This window comes from Arthrobacter sp. OV608 (genome assembly GCA_900110595.1).
Taxonomy (GTDB): domain Bacteria; phylum Actinomycetota; class Actinomycetes; order Actinomycetales; family Micrococcaceae; genus Arthrobacter.
In genome coordinates this window covers 285582-302206 of the sequence record FOEZ01000004.1, presented here as the reverse complement: position 1 = coordinate 302206, position 16625 = coordinate 285582, and the positions used below count along the sequence as shown (strand labels likewise).

At 66.9% G+C, this 16625-nt stretch carries 11 protein-coding genes; 8 read left to right on the top strand and 3 right to left on the bottom strand.

Going from position 1 to position 16625, the window contains the following annotated elements; all coding sequences use genetic code 11:
* Positions 1 to 2: 2 nt before the first annotated feature.
* The 7 genes from BMX78_RS07905 (at position 3) to sufU (ending at position 10345) form a co-directional block, all read left to right on the top strand.
* The gene (locus tag BMX78_RS07905) at positions 3 to 983 is read left to right on the top strand and encodes a ribose-phosphate diphosphokinase (RefSeq protein ID WP_091418407.1); all 981 of its coding nucleotides are present in this window, start codon (positions 3 to 5) and stop codon (positions 981 to 983) included.
* Between the two features lie 290 nt (positions 984 to 1273).
* Positions 1274 to 1870 (top strand): 50S ribosomal protein L25/general stress protein Ctc, encoded by a 597-nt coding sequence (locus BMX78_RS07900; RefSeq protein ID WP_091418405.1) that lies wholly within the window; start codon positions 1274 to 1276, stop codon positions 1868 to 1870.
* 96 nt (positions 1871 to 1966) lie between these two features.
* The gene (gene pth / locus BMX78_RS07895) at positions 1967 to 2557 is read left to right on the top strand and encodes an aminoacyl-tRNA hydrolase (RefSeq protein WP_091418404.1); all 591 of its coding nucleotides are present in this window, start codon (positions 1967 to 1969) and stop codon (positions 2555 to 2557) included.
* 122 nt (positions 2558 to 2679) lie between these two features.
* The gene (locus BMX78_RS07890; RefSeq protein ID WP_091418402.1) at positions 2680 to 5415 is read left to right on the top strand and encodes a helix-turn-helix transcriptional regulator; all 2736 of its coding nucleotides are present in this window, start codon (positions 2680 to 2682) and stop codon (positions 5413 to 5415) included.
* 52 nt (positions 5416 to 5467) lie between these two features.
* Complete coding sequence (locus tag BMX78_RS07885) at positions 5468 to 8071, top strand: helix-turn-helix transcriptional regulator (RefSeq protein ID WP_502686280.1); 2604 nt, start codon at positions 5468 to 5470, stop codon at positions 8069 to 8071.
* 471 nt (positions 8072 to 8542) lie between these two features.
* Positions 8543 to 9868 (top strand): cysteine desulfurase, encoded by a 1326-nt coding sequence (locus BMX78_RS07880; RefSeq protein ID WP_091418398.1) that lies wholly within the window; start codon positions 8543 to 8545, stop codon positions 9866 to 9868.
* A gap of 27 nt (positions 9869 to 9895) precedes the next feature.
* Positions 9896 to 10345, top strand: coding sequence for a Fe-S cluster assembly sulfur transfer protein SufU (sufU, locus tag BMX78_RS07875; RefSeq protein ID WP_091418397.1), 450 nt, complete (start codon positions 9896 to 9898; stop codon positions 10343 to 10345).
* Positions 10346 to 10452: 107 nt separating this feature from the next.
* Here the strand turns inward: sufU and BMX78_RS07870 are convergent, their stop codons facing one another.
* Genes BMX78_RS07870 through BMX78_RS07860 form a run of 3 tightly spaced genes read right to left on the bottom strand, consistent with a single transcriptional unit; the run spans position 10453 to position 12723 of the window.
* Positions 10453 to 10674: an SCO4848 family membrane protein gene (locus BMX78_RS07870; protein ID WP_091418395.1), complete on the bottom strand. Its 222-nt coding sequence runs from the start codon at positions 10672 to 10674 to the stop codon at positions 10453 to 10455.
* Between the two features lie 4 nt (positions 10675 to 10678).
* Positions 10679 to 11176, bottom strand: coding sequence for a DUF2505 domain-containing protein (locus tag BMX78_RS07865; RefSeq protein ID WP_091418393.1), 498 nt, complete (start codon positions 11174 to 11176; stop codon positions 10679 to 10681).
* A 44-nt stretch (positions 11177 to 11220) separates the two neighbouring features.
* Entirely contained in the window at positions 11221 to 12723 is a 1503-nt protein-coding gene (locus BMX78_RS07860) for an SDR family oxidoreductase (RefSeq protein WP_091418392.1), read from the bottom strand.
* Between the two features lie 176 nt (positions 12724 to 12899).
* Here BMX78_RS07860 and mfd point away from each other — a divergent pair, with 176 nt between their 5' ends.
* Positions 12900 to 16619, top strand: coding sequence for a transcription-repair coupling factor (mfd, locus tag BMX78_RS07855; RefSeq protein ID WP_286138846.1), 3720 nt, complete (start codon positions 12900 to 12902; stop codon positions 16617 to 16619).
* Positions 16620 to 16625: the final 6 nt, after the last annotated feature.

Below are 16625 nucleotides of genomic sequence, written 5' to 3'. Positions count from 1 at the left end.
TAATGAGCGAAATCACGGCGCGCGGCGAAAAGAAGCTGGTGCTGGCCACCGGCCGTGCCCACCCCGAGCTGGCCCGGGAGATCGCCAAGGAACTGGGCACTGAACTGCTGCCGGTGGATGCCTACGACTTCGCCAACGGTGAGATCTACGTGCGAGCAGGCGAAAGCGTCCGCGGAACTGACGCCTTCGTCATCCAGGCGCACCCCGCCCCGCTGAACAACTGGCTGATGGAACAGCTGATCATGATCGACTCGCTGAAACGGGCCTCCGCGAAGCGCATCACTGTTGTTTCACCCTTTTACCCGTACGCGCGGCAGGACAAAAAGGGCCGCGGCCGCGAACCCATCTCGGCCCGCCTGGTGGCAGACCTATACAAGACCGCGGGTGCGGACCGCATCATGAGCGTAGACCTGCACACCTCGCAGATCCAGGGATTCTTCGACGGCCCGGTGGACCACCTGATGGCCATCCCGCTGCTTGCCGATTACATCCGGACCCGGGTGAACGCGGAAAACATCACCGTGGTTTCGCCGGACACCGGGCGTGTGCGCGTCGCGGAGCAGTGGGCTGAGCGCCTGGGCGGCGCCCCGCTGGCCTTCGTGCACAAGAGCCGGGACCTGACCGTTCCCAACCAGGCCGTTTCCAAGACCGTGGTGGGCCAGATCGAAGGCCGCACCTGCGTGCTGATCGACGACATGATCGACACCGGCGGAACCATCTCCGGCGCAGTCAATGTGCTGAAGAACGCCGGAGCCAAGGACGTCATCATCGCGGCCACGCACGCAGTCTTCTCCGAGCCGGCCGCGCAGCGCCTCTCGGAGTCCGGTGCCCGTGAGGTAGTGGTCACCAACACCCTGCCGCTTTCCGCATCTCAGCGCTTCCCGCAGCTGACGGTGCTCTCGATCGCGCCGCTGATCGCCCGCGCCGTCCGTGAAGTGTTCGACGACGGCTCCGTCACCAGCCTCTTCGACGGCAAAGCCTGACCACACTGCCGGTGGTTGAGCTTGGTCGAAACCCTGGTTTCACAAGCTCAACCACCGGCGCCGGCCCGGACCCGATTCGGCCATCCGGTCCGGCGCTGGTAGACTCTTCAGCGATACCTTGGCGAGGGAGAACGCCGGTTGCCGCAGCTGCGGGAACCGGACTGCAGTCTCCGTTATCGACTGGGTCTGAATCTCCCTTCGAAGTGGGCCGCCTCCGGGCCGCCTGGCGTTGAAGGTCGCAACAGACCTCCGCCCTTGCTGAACACCGTTTAGTTTTCAAGGAGATCTCCATGTCTGAGCAGAAGCTCGCAGCAGAAGTACGCACCGAATTCGGCAAGGGCTATGCCCGCCGCGCCCGGATGAACAACCAGATCCCCGCCGTCATCTACGGCCACGGCGCAGAGCCCATCCACATCACCCTCCCGGCCAAGGCCACCACCCTGGCTGTCCGCACGGCCAACGCCCTGCTGTCCCTGGACATCAACGGTGAAGGCCACCTGGCCCTCGTGAAGGATGTCCAGCGCGACCCGATCAAGCAGATCATCGAGCACATCGACCTGCTGACCGTCCGCCAGGGCGAAAAGGTCACCGTTGACATCCCCGTCCACGTTGTTGGCGAAGTTGCCCCCGGCAACGCCTACAACCAGGAACTGACCGTCATCTCGCTCGAGGCTGAGGCAACCCACCTGCCCACCGCCGTCGAGGTTAACATCGAAGGCCGCACCGCCGGACAGCACATCCACGCTTCCGACCTGGTCCTGCCCAAGGGCGCCGTCCTGCTGGCCGACGCCGATGCACTCGTTGTGAACATCTCCGAGGCCACCGAGTCCGCCGAGGAAGGCGCCGAGGAATCTGCTGAAGGCGCTTCCGCGGCAGCGGCCGAGTAATTCCGCTGATGTGCAGTGGCCGGACCCCAAGGGTCCGGCCACTGTCGTCTCTGCCCACTTGCCGCGCGTCCCAATACTCCACTTTAGGATTGACCCATGACTGACACCTGGCTGATCGTCGGCCTCGGAAACCCCGGAGCCCAGTATCAAGGCAACAGGCATAACGTGGGCCAGATGGTGCTGGACGAACTCGCAGGCCGGGTGGGGGCAGGTTTCAAGACCCACAAGGCGCGGGCACAGGTGGTGGAGGGGCGGCTTGGAATCGGCGGCCCCCGCGTGGTGCTGGCCAAACCCATGAGCTACATGAACGTTTCAGGCGGCCCTGTCTCGGCCCTGGCCAATTTCTACGGCATCGACCCGGATCATGTGGTGGCAGTGCACGATGAAATCGACATCCCCTTCAATACGGTCAAGCTCAAGATTGGCGGGGGAGAAGGCGGCCACAACGGGCTGCGCGACATCTCCAAAGCGCTCGGCACCAAGGACTACTACCGCGTCCGTGTAGGAGTGGGCCGGCCGCCCGGCCGGATGGACACCGCCGACTTCGTGCTGCGGGATTTCGGCACAGCCGAGCTCAAAGAGCTGCCCTTCCTGCTGGATGAGGCGGCCGATGCAGCGGAGTTGCTGGCGCGTGACGGACTGCTGGCGGCGCAGCAGAAGTTCCATTCTGCAAAGTCTGAGCGATAGCGACATAAAAACTTAAAGTCGCATGAACCTGTTTCCTTGTCTGCACGACGATGTACTCTAACTCCAAGGCGGGGGAGCAATGGGGCTACATCCCGCCACCAGGGGACGTAGGGGATAAGTTCATGTCAATCGAGCCACTCAGCTGGGGACGTGGGTCAACACCTCAGGGCGCTGGGCTGCAGACCGAAACCTCCGGAACACCAGGGGGGCAACAGTGGTCTGCCCCTGCCCGCAGCGCAAACCTTGAATCCATCCGGGCAGCGCTGACCACTGACGATTCCCTCGGCGTCGTTATCACCGGCGGCAGAGGCGTGGGAAAGTCATCACTTGCCCGGGCCGCAGTGGCCGACCTTGGCCCTGATACCTGGTCGCTTCAACTCCGCAGCGGCCCTTCCGGCGCCAACACCCCCTATGGCTGCCTTTCCTTCCTCCTCGCCCGCCTGCCCCAGGCGTACATGGGCTCGCCCACCGCCATCCTGCGCGGCATCACCTCCTTGATCCGGAGCGATGCCGCCGGGCGGCCCTGCGTCATCACCCTTGATACGTCCGGAAGCATTGACGACATGAGCGCCGGGGTGCTCCTGAACGTACTCCTGACCGGCACCGCAAAGATCATCGCCGTCGCACCGAAGATCAGCGACCTTCCCCCGGACTTCCACTGGCTGCTCACGGACCGGCGCCTGACCGAGGTCCGGCTCAGCAACCTGAATGAACTGCAAACGCGCCAGGTGCTGCTGTCCCTGCTGGGCCACCGGGTCTCCGCTTCTCTGGTTGCCACTTACCACCACACGGTGGGCGGCAACCCGCTGCTGCTGAAGGCCCTGGTCACCGAACAAAAACTTTCCGGGAACCTGGTCCTTTCCGACTCCGTCTGGACGCTTCGCGACAAAGTGGTGCTCGACGGCGCCGCCAGCCTTGATGACATCGTCCGCTCCCGCTGGTCCAGGGAGACGCCGGAAACCCGCGAAGTCATCGAAATGCTTTCCTGCGCCCGGCGTGTGGAACTCGGAAGGCTCACTGCCCTCTACAGTGCCGACGTCGTGGCAGACATGGAGGACGCGGGCCTGCTGGAGATCGACGACTCCGACCACCGCTGGGTCTCGTTGCGTGAGAAATACATCGGCGAAGTAGTGCGCTCCTGGTTGAGCATTGCCCGGCGGCGGGAGCTACGGAGCGGGCTCCTGGGCGGGACGGAACCCGAGCCGGCGGAGATGGCAGTCGATGAGCTGATGGCCTTCGCCGCCTGGACCCATGAATGCGAAGCCGAACTCAGCCCGGCACTGGCCCTCGCCGCCGCTGAAGCCGCCGTTCAACTCTTTGATCCCCATTTCGCCCTGTCCTACGCGGACATGCTCAAGAGGACGGACCGGGAGTGGGTGCCGGCCCAGCGGCACAAGGCCGCCGCCTACCTTCAGCTGAACCTGCCCGTTCAGGCCCTTTCAGCCTTGGATGACATCTCGCAGCCCGAACTGGACAGCGTGGGAGTGGAAGAGTACGCCCACGTTGTGGCGGCGAAGGCCCAGGTGATGCTGTGGCTTCCGGAGCAGGCAGGCAAGATTCCGGCTCTCCTTGCCGCGGCAAAGGAAAGGCTGGATGCCGCCACAGGCCACGCCACGTGGCCGCACCGGGCCGTTGCCGCCGCACACCGGGTGGCATTAAGCGGGTTCGAGTACCGCGCGTTCGCCGGTGATTACGCTGACATGATTCCGGAGCTTGAGGCAGCAGCGGATCCGGCCCTCAACCCGGACACGTCCTACCGGATGCAGGCTTCCGTCATCCTGATGAGCGCACTGTCCATGACGGGGCGGGAAATGGACGCGTTGAGCCTGATGCGGAGGATTGGCGGGCAAATCTCGGATGCGTCCCACGTGGTGGGCCTGCGCGAGCAGTTCACCAGGGAGGCCTTCGTGGTGCTGCTGACCGCCGGGCAATGGCGCCGCTGCATCGACCTTGTCGGACAGCGGCCCGACGGCGAACCGGACCGTATGCCTTACCGGAGCGCCGCGTCCGAACTTGCGGCCGGCCTGGCCTATGTTTTTTCGGGGCGTGGCGGCGCGGCCCTGGACCCGTTGATTTCGGCGATGGCCCAGCTGGAGCTCCAGCCGGCCCAAAGCGCCCTCCGCTCGGCCTACGCCGCAACGGCCCTCGCATATGCCCAGACCGGCAACGGCACCCAGGCGCGGAAGTATCTGGGCAAACTCCAAAGGACTCCCGGCAAAGCCAGTTTTTCCGCCGAGAAAATCATTGAGTTCTGCGCCCTGGTTGCCGGCCGCTGGCTGGGCGACGCCGAAGCCGTGGCCGGACTGAAGCAGTCGGCCGAGCGGCACATGAGGGCAGGGATCTACACCATGGCAGGAATCAGCCTGCTGGCTGCCACGGTCAACGGCAGCGACGCCGACTTCCGCCTCCTGGAGGACATCGCCGGGCACCGGCAGGGTCCTTTGGCAGAGGTCTCCCGGCTCATTGCGCTGGGCAGCCGGACCAAGGACGCCAAAACCCTCCTCGCAGCCGGTGAACTGGCGGCCACGCTGGAACTGGACGCGGTGGAAGCCCGCTGCATGGCGCTGGCCGTGGACTTCGCCCGGCAGGACGGGGACGCCGTCTCCGCCCGCACCGCCCAGGCCAGGCTGGACATCCTGGCGGCCACGGTGGCAAATCTTCCCATCATGCCCAGCAGCGGCAGCCCGCTGCTCACCGCGCGGGAGCGCCAGATCGCGCGGCTCGCCGGCCGGGGAGCCTCTAACCGTGACATCGCCCTGGAAATGGGTGTGTCAGTCCGAACCGTTGAAGGCCATTTGTACCAGGTCTTCACTAAGCTCGGCGTAACTTCCAGGGGTGATCTGACTGGACTCGTCTAACGGCCACAAACCGCAAACAGCCCACCGCGCCCTCACCGGGAGGCGGGAGCCGCTGGAACGGATCTGCAATATTGTCCGGAACGGCAGCAGCCATGCCGTTTTCCTCATGGCAGGACCAGGCATCGGCAAAACGTCCGTAACCGAGGCGATTGCCGAACGTCTCGCCGGGCAGCTGAACATCCTGCAGATCCACGGCAGCTCCGCCCTCGCGGCCGTGCCCTTCGGCGTCCTCACCCCCTATACGGGCGACCTGAGCGCTGAAGAGTCCGTCTCGCCGGTAGCGGTCCTGCGGTCAATGTGGACCTACTTCGAAAAACTCAAGGCAGGCCGCGGTGCCCCCGTCCTGCTGGTGGTGGATGATGCCCACCACCTGGACGACGCCTCCGCCGGCGTACTGGCAGACCTCATCTCTGCCGGCTGGGCTACGGTGGTGGCTGCTGCCAGGCCCCGGCCCGGCCTTCCGCAGCCGTTGGACCAGCTCTGGTACGACGGCCTTGCCGAGCGGGTGGACCTGCGGCCCCTGAACCGGGACCAGATCGAAGAGGTATTGGCCCATGTCCTCGACGGAACCGTTCCGCCGGCCACTGTTGATGCTGTCTGGCATGGCTCCGGCGGGAACCCGCGCATCCTGGACGCACTGCTGCACGATGCCGCGGAAACGGGCGTCCTGGCCAAACGGAACGGCATCTGGATACTGTTGGGAGCCCTGCCTTCTGACGGCCCCCAGCTCACGGCTGTAGTGACGAAGGACCACCTCCGGCGGGCGCCGGAGGAACAGGAAGCCCTGAAGCTCATAGCCCTCGCCGGACCGGTAGGCCGGAAAGTGATCGAGGACATCAGCGGGGCCGCCGTGGTCCGGTCCCTCATTGACCAGCAGATGGTTTCCGAGAGTTCCGGGATTCCCTCCGAACTCTCCATGTGGAACGCCCTGTTCGCCAAGGCCATCAGGAACACCTTGTCAGTGTCCCGGAGCCTGCAACTGCTGGAACGGATCCGGGCCCATCAGGACGGCACTGCCCTGCGCGGCGAGGGCATGCTCCGCTCCGTCGAGTGGGCATTCGAGGTTGGCCTGCGCATTCCTGATCCCGAGATGCTGCAGGCCGCCCGCGAAGCCTTGAGGCGCTTCCGCAACGACAGTGCCCGCACCATAGCCGCCAAAATCAGGGATCCTGCACTGGTGCCCCTGGCTAAGGCCATCCAGGCCCGGGCGCTCTATAACGAGGGCATGTACGGGCCGGCTGCCGACCTCCTGGACGCCTGCTGGCGGCAATTGTCCGGTACGGCGGAAGGTCCCGCCGTCGTACTGCTCCGGGCCGCCGCCCACCAGGCGAATGGCGCCCCGCTCAACGCCCTCGCAGAGGACATGCGCGGGCACGTCCAACAGCGGGAGGACGGCGACGACCCCGCGCCGGATCAGCTCCTGCGCGTCGTGCGGCTCCTGGAGCTGGGCGGGGACGTGGACGCCGAAGCGCTGGCCGCGGAGGTCAGGGACATCAGGAACAGCACCTCAACGGATGCCGGAGGCGAACCGCTCAGGGCGTTGGGGGAGGCACTCCTGGCGCACGCCCTGGCTGCCACCGGCCGCGCCTCCGAGGGCCTGGATTCGGCGCTGCTGGCCGCATCCGAGCTGCCTCCGCTGGAAGACAGCCTGTTCTTCTACACCGAGTTTGTGCTGGGCCGGCTGGTGACCGACTACCTTGCGATGGGGGAGTGGGAATCGGCCGAGCGGGAGCTCGACAATTACGCCGCAAGCCATGGGCCTGGGTCCGCCACCTTCAGCGGCAGCCTCCAGGTGCTGCGGGGCTACTCCCTGCTGCGGCAGGGCCGGATGGAGCGTGCATACCAGGTGCTGCTGCCGGCCGTGGAGGCACTCCGGCTGAACGATCCCCTGCAGCTGTTCCGCTTCGCTTCAGCCCTGGGCTTTTATGTTGCCGCGAGGCTGGGGGATTCGGCCCAGGCGCAGCGACTGGAACAGGACTACAGCGATGCGGGCGCAGGCGGACCTGCCCACGAACTCCTTGCCGCTGCCTACAGCGCCGCTGCCGCCGAGTACCTTTCCCGGGACGGCAAAGGACTTGCCGCGCTGCACACGCTGGCCACCACGCCGGATGCCACCGCGAGGGCGGGAACCCTGCTTGAGCTCCTTGCGGTCTGCTGGGATCTGGGCGACCCCTCGGTTATCCCGATGGTGCAGACGGTTGCCCAAGGCGTGGAGGGCCGCTGGGCCCAGGCAATGCTTGCCCTGGCCGCCCGGTGGGAAGAAGCGGACGGGGACGCGTTGATGGAGACGGCCTCCGCACTGGAGGAAGCGGGCTTCGTGAACCTGGCACGGGAGGCCTACGCCCGCGCCAGCACCCTGCTGGAACAGTCGGGGGAACGCCGGCGGTCCAGGCAGGCCGTGGCGCTGCGGGAGAAATGCGACCACGAACTCGGTGAAAGATTCCGGGAAGGCCGCTTTATCGCCGCGGCACCGGCCGTCCACCTTACCCGGCGTGAACAGGACATTGTGGGACTGGCGGTCCAAGGCCTCACGGACCGTGAAATCGCCCAGCGGCTGATGGTGTCGGTGCGCACCGTGGAGGGCCACCTGTACCGCACGTACGTCAAGCTTGGCGTGCGGAGCCGTGATGAGCTGGAGTCCGCACTGCCCAAGTAGGCTTTCCCGCCAGAGCCCCCGGTTGTGCTTCCCTGAGGCACCGGCCGGGCACTTCCATGCCCCTCCGTCCGCAAGCCGCCGGGGCACTCCCGGGCGCTTTCCGGTGCCTGCGGGTATCCGCCGACCCTAGGTAGTCCCAGGTGGCGGAATTCGAGTACACCCTACTCGTGTGCAGGGTGGCCCCGGAGTATTTACTTATGGAACCAAAGCAAGCGGCACGAAAGAAGCCGCAGCGGCGGGAACATAACCAGGCCTTGTATCCAACAAACTTCCGGTCCACTGGGACCGGGCTGGACGGGGCCGGCGACGTCAGAGTCTTCTGAGACCGAGACTCTCCCCCCAGCCGTCGCCGGCCCTCCATTCCGCGGGCTGAAGCCCGGAGCGACTGTGGCGGCTGCCCCCACCGGGCGGCCGCCACAGCCGTGTGTGGGACAATTGAGTGTCATCCGTTGGCATTTCAAGGAGTTTGTTTTGGCCGTAGTTTCAACGCCAGCCACACTGGAACGTGCCGTACCGGTGATGGACAACGCCGAAGTGCAGCGCATCCGCAACGATTTCCCGGTCCTGGACCAACTGGTCAACGGTCGCCCGCTGATCTACCTGGACTCCGGCGCCACGTCACAGAATCCGCTCAGCGTCATCGAGGCCGAGCAGGAGTTCTACGAGCAGCGCAACGCCGCCGTGCACCGCGGCGCCCACCACCTCGCCGTCGAGGCCACCGAGGCGTTCGAGGACGCCCGGCAGACGGTGGCCGACTTTGTGGGCGCCGACTACTCGGAGGTCATCTGGACGTCCAACGCCACCGAGGGCCTGAACCTCCTCAGCTACGCCCTGTCCAATGCGGGGTTGTGGGCTGCCCAGGGCCGGGGCGACGCGCGGCTCAAGGAGCTTGCCCTGAACCCGGGCGACGAAATCGTGGTCACCGAGATGGAGCACCACGCCAACCTCATTCCCTGGCAGGAACTCGCCTTCCGCACCGGGGCCACCCTGCGGTACATTCCCGTGGACGACGCCGGCAGCCTCCGTATGGACGCGGCCAGGGAGATCGTGAACGGCCGGACAAAGCTCCTGGCCTTCACCCACGCCTCCAACGTCCTAGGCACCATCAACCCCGTCACTGAACTCGCAGCCCTGGGCCGGCAGGCCGGAGCCTTGGTGGTGCTGGACGCCTGCCAGTCCGCCCCGCACATGCCGCTGGACGTCAAAGAGCTGGATGTGGACTTTGCGGTGTTCTCCGGGCACAAGATGCTTGCACCCACGGGAATCGGCGTGTTCTACGGGAAGCAGGACATCCTGGACGTGCTGCCGCCGTTCCTGACCGGCGGCTCCATGATCACCACGGTCACCATGGAGCGGGCCGAGTACCTGCCTGCGCCCCAGCGCTTCGAAGCCGGCACCCAGCGCATCTCCCAGGCGGTGGCGCTGGCCGCGGCCGTGAACTACCTGACCGAAACAGGGCTGGACCGGATCCACCGGTGGGAGGCCGAGCTCGGCCAGCGGATGGTCACCGGCCTCGAATCCATCCCGGGCGTCCGCGTCCTCGGGCCTGCAGCCGGGCAGGACCGCATCGGGCTCGCCGCCTTCGACGTCGACGGTGTCCACGCCCATGACGTGGGCCAGTTCCTGGACTCGCGGGGCATCGCGGTGCGGGTGGGCCACCACTGTGCCCAGCCGCTGCACCGACGGCTGGGTCTGACCGCCACCACCAGGGCGAGCGCCTACCTTTACAACACCACGGACGACGTCGACCAGTTCCTGGATGCCGTCGCGGGCGTGCGTGCCTACTTCCGCGCCTAAGACCCCACACACCCCAAAGGTAAAACCATGAGCCTCGACCAGCTGTACCAGCAGATCATCCTGGACCATTCCAAAGCCCGCCATGGCAGCGGACTGGCCGGCACCGACGCGCCCAACGGCGCCACCACCGGCCAGTCCCATCAGCTCAATCCGGTCTGCGGCGACGAAGTAACACTGCGCCTGGCCGTCAGCGAAGGGAAAGTGGCACAGGTTGCCTGGGACGGCGCGGGTTGCTCCATCTCCATGGCCTCGGCCTCTGTCCTGACCGACCTTGCAGAGGGCATGACCGTGGCGGAACTTCACGAGGTGATCGACAGCTTCCGCGAGGTCCTGCGATCCCGGGGAAAGATCCATGCGGATCCGGACTTGCTGGGAGACGCAGCAGCGTTTGAGGGCGTGGCCCGGTACGCGGCACGGGTCAAGTGCGCCATGATTTCCTGGGTTGCCGCCGAAGACGCGCTCAACCAGGCCGCCTGAGACGCAAAAGCCAAGACAGCAAAACGTCCGGCCCTCCTCCCCAACGGGATGAGGGCCGGACGTTTTTAATGCCTGGCGGCCTGGTTTGATGCCTGGCGGGGCTGGCCCTAGCTGAACAGCCCCAGAATTCCAATCAGGGCCGTGGCCGCACCCAGCACCATCGAGATGGCTACCAGCACCACGTGGACGGTGAGGAACTTGGTGGCCTTGCCGGCAGCGTCGCGGGCGCGCGGATCCTTCATGACCCGGCGCAGGAACTGCGGCCAGACCACCAGCGACCAGATGCCGGCAACGATCAGGACGAGCGCGGCAAAGACGGGCAGTTCCACGCGCCTAGTGGCTTTCCAGCCAGGCCTGTGCCTGCTGGGCCTGCAGGTTCAGTGCCTTGGCAACCATCGGTTCGGCAGCGTCGGCGATCTTGCCGCCCAGGAACGGCACGGAGGACTTAACGGCACCTTCGAGCTCCACGCGGGTGCCGCCGTCGGCCGCTACCAGCCGCTGAACGGCGGTGACGTCCACCGGGGCGCCGGCGATCTTCAGGGAAATGTTGCTCTGCCGGGAACCGTCCGCGGCGGGAGCGTCCCAGTTCTCCACCTGGGTCACCTTAAGGTGCTCACCCACGAACTTACGGGCGATCTCCGGCAGCCGCGTGGTGGGCAGGGTCCGGACGGACGTGGCGCTGAATGCGCCGGCAAGATCGCCGTCAACAGTGAAGGATTCCAGGGTGCCGCCCACCAGCTGGCTGACGTGGCGCTGGAAATCCTCGTTCACCAGGACAGCTGCAACGCTGGGGACGGAGTGCGGAAGGGTGGTGGTTGCGCTCAAGGCCATGGGTCCTCCTGGGACGTGGGGGGTCGGATTAGGCTCCAAACATCCTACGGGGTCCGGACGCCTGCCTCCGCATCCACCAGTTTCCGCGCCGCGCCGGTGATATTCCTTGCCATGGCGGGGAAGATCAGGCTGTGGAACGGCAGGACAGCGAGCCAGTACAGCCTCCCGCTCAGCCCCTTGGGGAAGAAAATGGCCCGCTGCCGGTACCGGCTGCCGTTCCCGTCCGGTTCCACGGACAGCTCCAGCCAGGCACGCCCCGGCGCCCGCATTTCGGCCCGGAGCCGGAGCAGTTTCCCGCGCTCGATCCGTTCCACCCGCCACCAGTCCACCACTTCACCTGTGGCCAGGGTGTGCGGGTGCCGGCGTCCGCGCAGCAGCCCGGCGCCGCCGGTCAGTTTGTCCAGCCAGCCGCGCACCTGCCAGGCCAGCGGCAGGGAATACCAGCCGTTCCTACCCCCGATGCCCTCGATGACCGTCCACACGTGGGCGGGATCGACGTCGCCATGGAAGGTCCGTTCGTCGGTGTACACCTTGTGCCCGGCCCAGTCGGGGTCACTCGGCAGGGGATCCGCATCGACGCCGGCGTTGGCCCACGTGGTCTCCACCTGTCCGTCGCGTTCCTTGCCCAAGGCCAGGGCCACGGCGGTACGGTAGGCGGTCAGGCCGCCGTCGGGCTGCGGAATGTACTGGTCGATGTCGTGCTCATTGGCGACAGCATCGTGCTGCAGCGATTGGACCAGGGGCACGGCCATGGACAGCGGGATGGGGGTGGTCAGGGCCACCCAAATGCCGGCCAGCTTGGGCGCCGGAACCGGCAGGGCCAGCACCGGCCGGTAGGGCAGGCCGGCTTCCGCAGCGTACTCCTGCATCATGCCGGCGTACGTGAGCACCTGGCGGCAGCCGACGTCGAACGTGCGGTTGAGCGGGCCCTCCAGCGACGCCGCGGAGACGAGGTAGTAGAGGACATCGCGCACCGCGATCGCCTCGATCCGGTTCCGGACCCAGCTGGGCGCCGGCATCAGCGGCAGCGTTTCGGCGAGGTGCCGGATCATCTCGAACGACGCCGACCCCGAGCCGATCACCACCCCGGCCTGGAAAACAATGGCGTCCACCGGGCTGTCCAGGAAGACCTGGCCCACAGCCTCCCGGGAGCGCATGTGGGTGGACAGCTCAACTCCACTGGGGTGGAGACCGCCCAGGTAGACGATCCTGTCCACGCCGGCCTCGGCTGCGGCACCCGCAGCTGTCCGTGCCATCGCTTGTTCCTTCGCTTCAAAGCCGGCACCGGCCGCCATGGAGTGCACAAGGTAGTAGAAGACGTCAACGCCGGCCAGCGCCGCCCGCAACGCCCCGCCGTCGTCCAGGCTGCTTTCCACCACCTCCACCTGGTCCCGCCACGGGACGCCGGCGATCTTGCCGGGGGAGCGCACCAGGACTTTGACCGTGTGCCCCTCGTCCAGGAGCCTGGGCACCAGGCGGCCGCCGATGTAGCCGGTGGCGCCGGTAACCAGGACAGTTTTGGCTGGATGCTTGCTGGTTCCGCTCATGCTGTGCCCTCTCGTCCTGTTTCCTTGCCTGTCCCTGTTCAGGGGTTCGGAGCCGCGGCGGCTGTGGACGGCTGCCATGTCACCGGCTGGGGGTAGGCTGGAACTACCCGGGATTCGCAGCGAATTTCGGGTTTTCGCGCTGCCTGCTTTTTCGCAACACCACAGGAGCTTCTGCCATGAGCCTTCCCGGCCCGTCCACTGCCGGCACATCCATCGCTGGAAAGTCCGGCACCGGTAAATCCAGCACCGGCAAGTCCAGCGTAGGCCCTTCGCTGGAGGGGCTGCGCCGCGCCCTCGCCGCGGACCAGACCTTCGCCCGGGTCCGTGCGGAGGCTGCCCGCGGCTTCGCCGTCCGCGGCCAGGATTACCAGATCAGCGCCCCGGCCGGGCTGCGGCCTGTGCTGCTCGCCGAGATGGCCGACGGCGTGGCTGCCGCTGCCGGGGGAGCGGACGGTGCGGGGCCGGGCGTGGTCCTGGCGGTCACCGCCACGGGGCGGGAGGCGGAGGACCTTACCGCCGCCCTGCGCGCATACCTGCCTGCCGATGCCGTAGCCGAATTCCCCAGCTGGGAGACCCTCCCGCACGAGCGGCTCTCACCGCGCTCGGACACCGTGGGGCGGCGGCTGTCCGTGCTGCGCCGCCTCGCGCACCCGGAAACGTCGACGGCGGGGCCGCTCCGGGTGGTGGTGGCGCCCGTCCGCGCCGTGGTCCAGCCCGTTGTGGCCGGCCTCGGCGAGCTGGTCCCCGTCACCCTGAAGGTGGGCCAGGAGAAGCCGTTCACCGACGTGGTGCGGAGCCTGGCCGACGCCGCGTATGCCCGGGTGGACATGGTGACCCACCGCGGCGAGTTTGCCGTCCGCGGCGGCATCATCGACGTGTTTCCGCCCACCGAGGACCATCCCATCCGGGTGGAATTCTTCGGCGACGAAGTGGACCAGATGCGCTGGTTTGCTGTGGCCGACCAGCGCTCGCTGTCCTCACCCGGACTGCACCACCCCACCGAACTGCATGCACCGCCGTGCCGTGAAATCCTCATCACCCCGTCCGTGATGTCCCGGGCCGCCACGCTCAAGGCGCAGCTTCCGGCGGCAGCAGACATGCTCGAGAAAATCGCCGGCGGCATCGCGGTGGAAGGCATGGAATCCCTGGCTCCGGTGCTGGTGGACGCCATGGTCCCGTTTGTGGAGCAGCTGCCCGCCGGTTCCATCTCCGTTGTCATCGAACCGGAGAAGGTCCGCACCCGCGCCCACGACCTCGCCGCCACCAATGAGGAATTCCTGGAAGCGGCCTGGTCCACGGCGTCCGACGGCGGGACCGCGCCGCTGGACCTCAGCTCGCAGGCAAGTGCTGCCCTCCATTCCGCCAGCTTCCGGTCACTGACGGACACCCGCACCTCCTCCCTGGAGCACGGGGTTTCGTGGTGGTCCATTACGTCGCTGGCCCAGGACGAGGAACTGCTGCCCGAGATCGACGTCCTGAACCTGCACGCCCGCGAACCGCGCGGCTACCAGGGTGATGTGGCGGAAATGATGGAGTTTATCGGGTCCCACGTGCGCGACCAGTGGCGGATCGTGGTGGCCACCGAGGGCCCCGGCCCCGCCCAGCGCCTTGCCGAACTGTTCCACGACGCGGACATCCCCTGCGCCCGGGTGGACAGCCTGGACCACGAACCCCAGGCGGGCATCATCGAGGTGACCACTGCCGCCGTCGGACGCGGTTTCGTCCTGGACGGGCTGAAGCTCGGCCTGCTCACCGAAGCCGACCTGCTGGGCCGCACCTCCGCCGGATCCACCAAGGACATGCGCCGCATGCCCTCGAAGCGCCGCAACGCAGTGGACCCGCTGCAGCTTGTTGCGGGCGACCACGTGGTGCACGAGCAGCACGGCATCGGCAGGTTCGTGGAGCTGATCCAGCGCAAGGTTGCCGGCGGCGGTGACGGCGTGCGCGAGTACCTGGCCCTGGAGTACGCGCCTTCCAAGCGCGGCGCCCCGGGGGACCGGCTGTTTGTCCCCACGGACCAGCTGGACCAGGTGACGCGCTACGTCGGCGGCGACACCCCGGTCCTGAGCAAGATGGGCGGCGCGGACTGGGCCAGCACCAAGTCCAAGGCCCGGAAGGCGGTCAAGGAGATCGCGGGCGAGCTGATCCGGCTGTATTCGGCCCGGATGGCCTCCCGTGGGCACGCCTTCGCCCCGGACACGCCGTGGCAGCGCGAGCTCGAGGAAGCCTTCCCCTACGTGGAGACCCCCGATCAGCTGACCACCATCAACGAGGTCAAGGCGGACATGGAACGCGAGATCCCCATGGACCGGCTGGTCTCCGGCGATGTGGGCTACGGCAAGACGGAAATCGCCGTGCGTGCCGCGTTCAAGGCCGTGCAGGACGGCAAGCAGGTGGCCGTGCTGGTGCCCACCACCCTGCTGGCCCAGCAGCACTACGAAACGTTCACCGAGCGGTTCTCCGGGTTCCCGCTGCGGGTCAAGGCACTGTCCCGCTTCCAGGGGACCAAGGAAACCAAGGAGACGGTGGAAGGCGTCAAGAGCGGATCTGTTGACGTGGTGATCGGCACGCACCGGCTGCTGTCCAAGGACTTCGAGTTCAAGGACCTGGGCCTGGTCATCGTGGACGAGGAACAGCGCTTCGGCGTCGAGCACAAAGAAGCGCTGAAGAAAATGCGCACTAACGTCGATGTGCTGGCCATGAGCGCCACCCCGATTCCCCGCACCCTGGAAATGTCCCTCACCGGCATCCGGGAAACCTCCACCCTGGCTACCCCGCCGGAGGAGCGGCACCCTGTCCTGACCTATGTGGGGCCCTACACGGACAAGCAGACCTCGGCCGCCATTCGGCGTGAGCTGATGCGCGAGGGCCAGGTGTTCCTGGTCCACAACCGGGTGTCCACCATTGAGCGCACCGCGGCGAAGATCCGCGAGCTCGTGCCGGAAGCACGGGTGGAGGTGGCCCACGGGCAGATGTCCGAGAGCCGCCTGGAGCAGATCATCGTGGACTTCTGGGAAAAGCGGTTCGACGTGCTGGTGTGCACCACCATCATCGAAACCGGCCTGGACATCTCCAACGCCAACACCCTGATTGTGGACGGCGCGGACAAGTACGGCCTGTCCCAGCTTCACCAGCTCCGCGGGCGCGTGGGCCGCGGCCGCGAGCGTGCGTACGCCTACTTCCTCTACCCGTCGGAGAAGCCGCTGGGCGAGGTGGCACTCGAACGGCTCAAAGCGGTGGCCACGCACAACGAACTGGGCGCCGGCATGCAGCTGGCCATGAAGGACCTCGAAATACGCGGCGCCGGCAACCTGCTGGGCGGCGAACAGTCCGGCCACATCCAGGGCGTGGGCTTCGACCTCTACATCCGCCTGGTGGGGGAGGCCGTGGCCGACTTCCGCGGCGAGGCCGAGGAGAAGGCCGCCGAGATGAAGATCGAACTGCCGGTCAACGCCCACCTCCCGCACGACTACGTGCCGGGGGAGCGGCTCCGGCTGGAGGCCTACCGCAAGCTCGCGGCAGCCCTCACCAACGAGGCCATCGACGAAGTCCTGGCTGAGCTGGTGGACCGGTACGGCGAGCCGCCGCTGCCCGCCCAGAACCTGGTGGCCGTGGCCCGCTTCCGGGTGGGAGCCCGGGAAGCCGGCCTGTCCGACGTCGCACTCCAGGGCAACTTCATCAAGTTCTCGCCGGCCACCCTGCCGGAGTCCAAGGTGATGCGGCTGAACCGGATGTACCCGGGATCCCAGTCCAAGCCGGCCCTCGACGCCGTGCTGATCCCCAAGCCGAAAACGGCCAAGATCGGCGGCCGGGACCTGCAGGACGCGGAAATCCTGGAATGGGCCAACGGCGTCATCCGCAACATTTTCTCGGACGCACCGCTGGCGGTGGGATAGGACTTG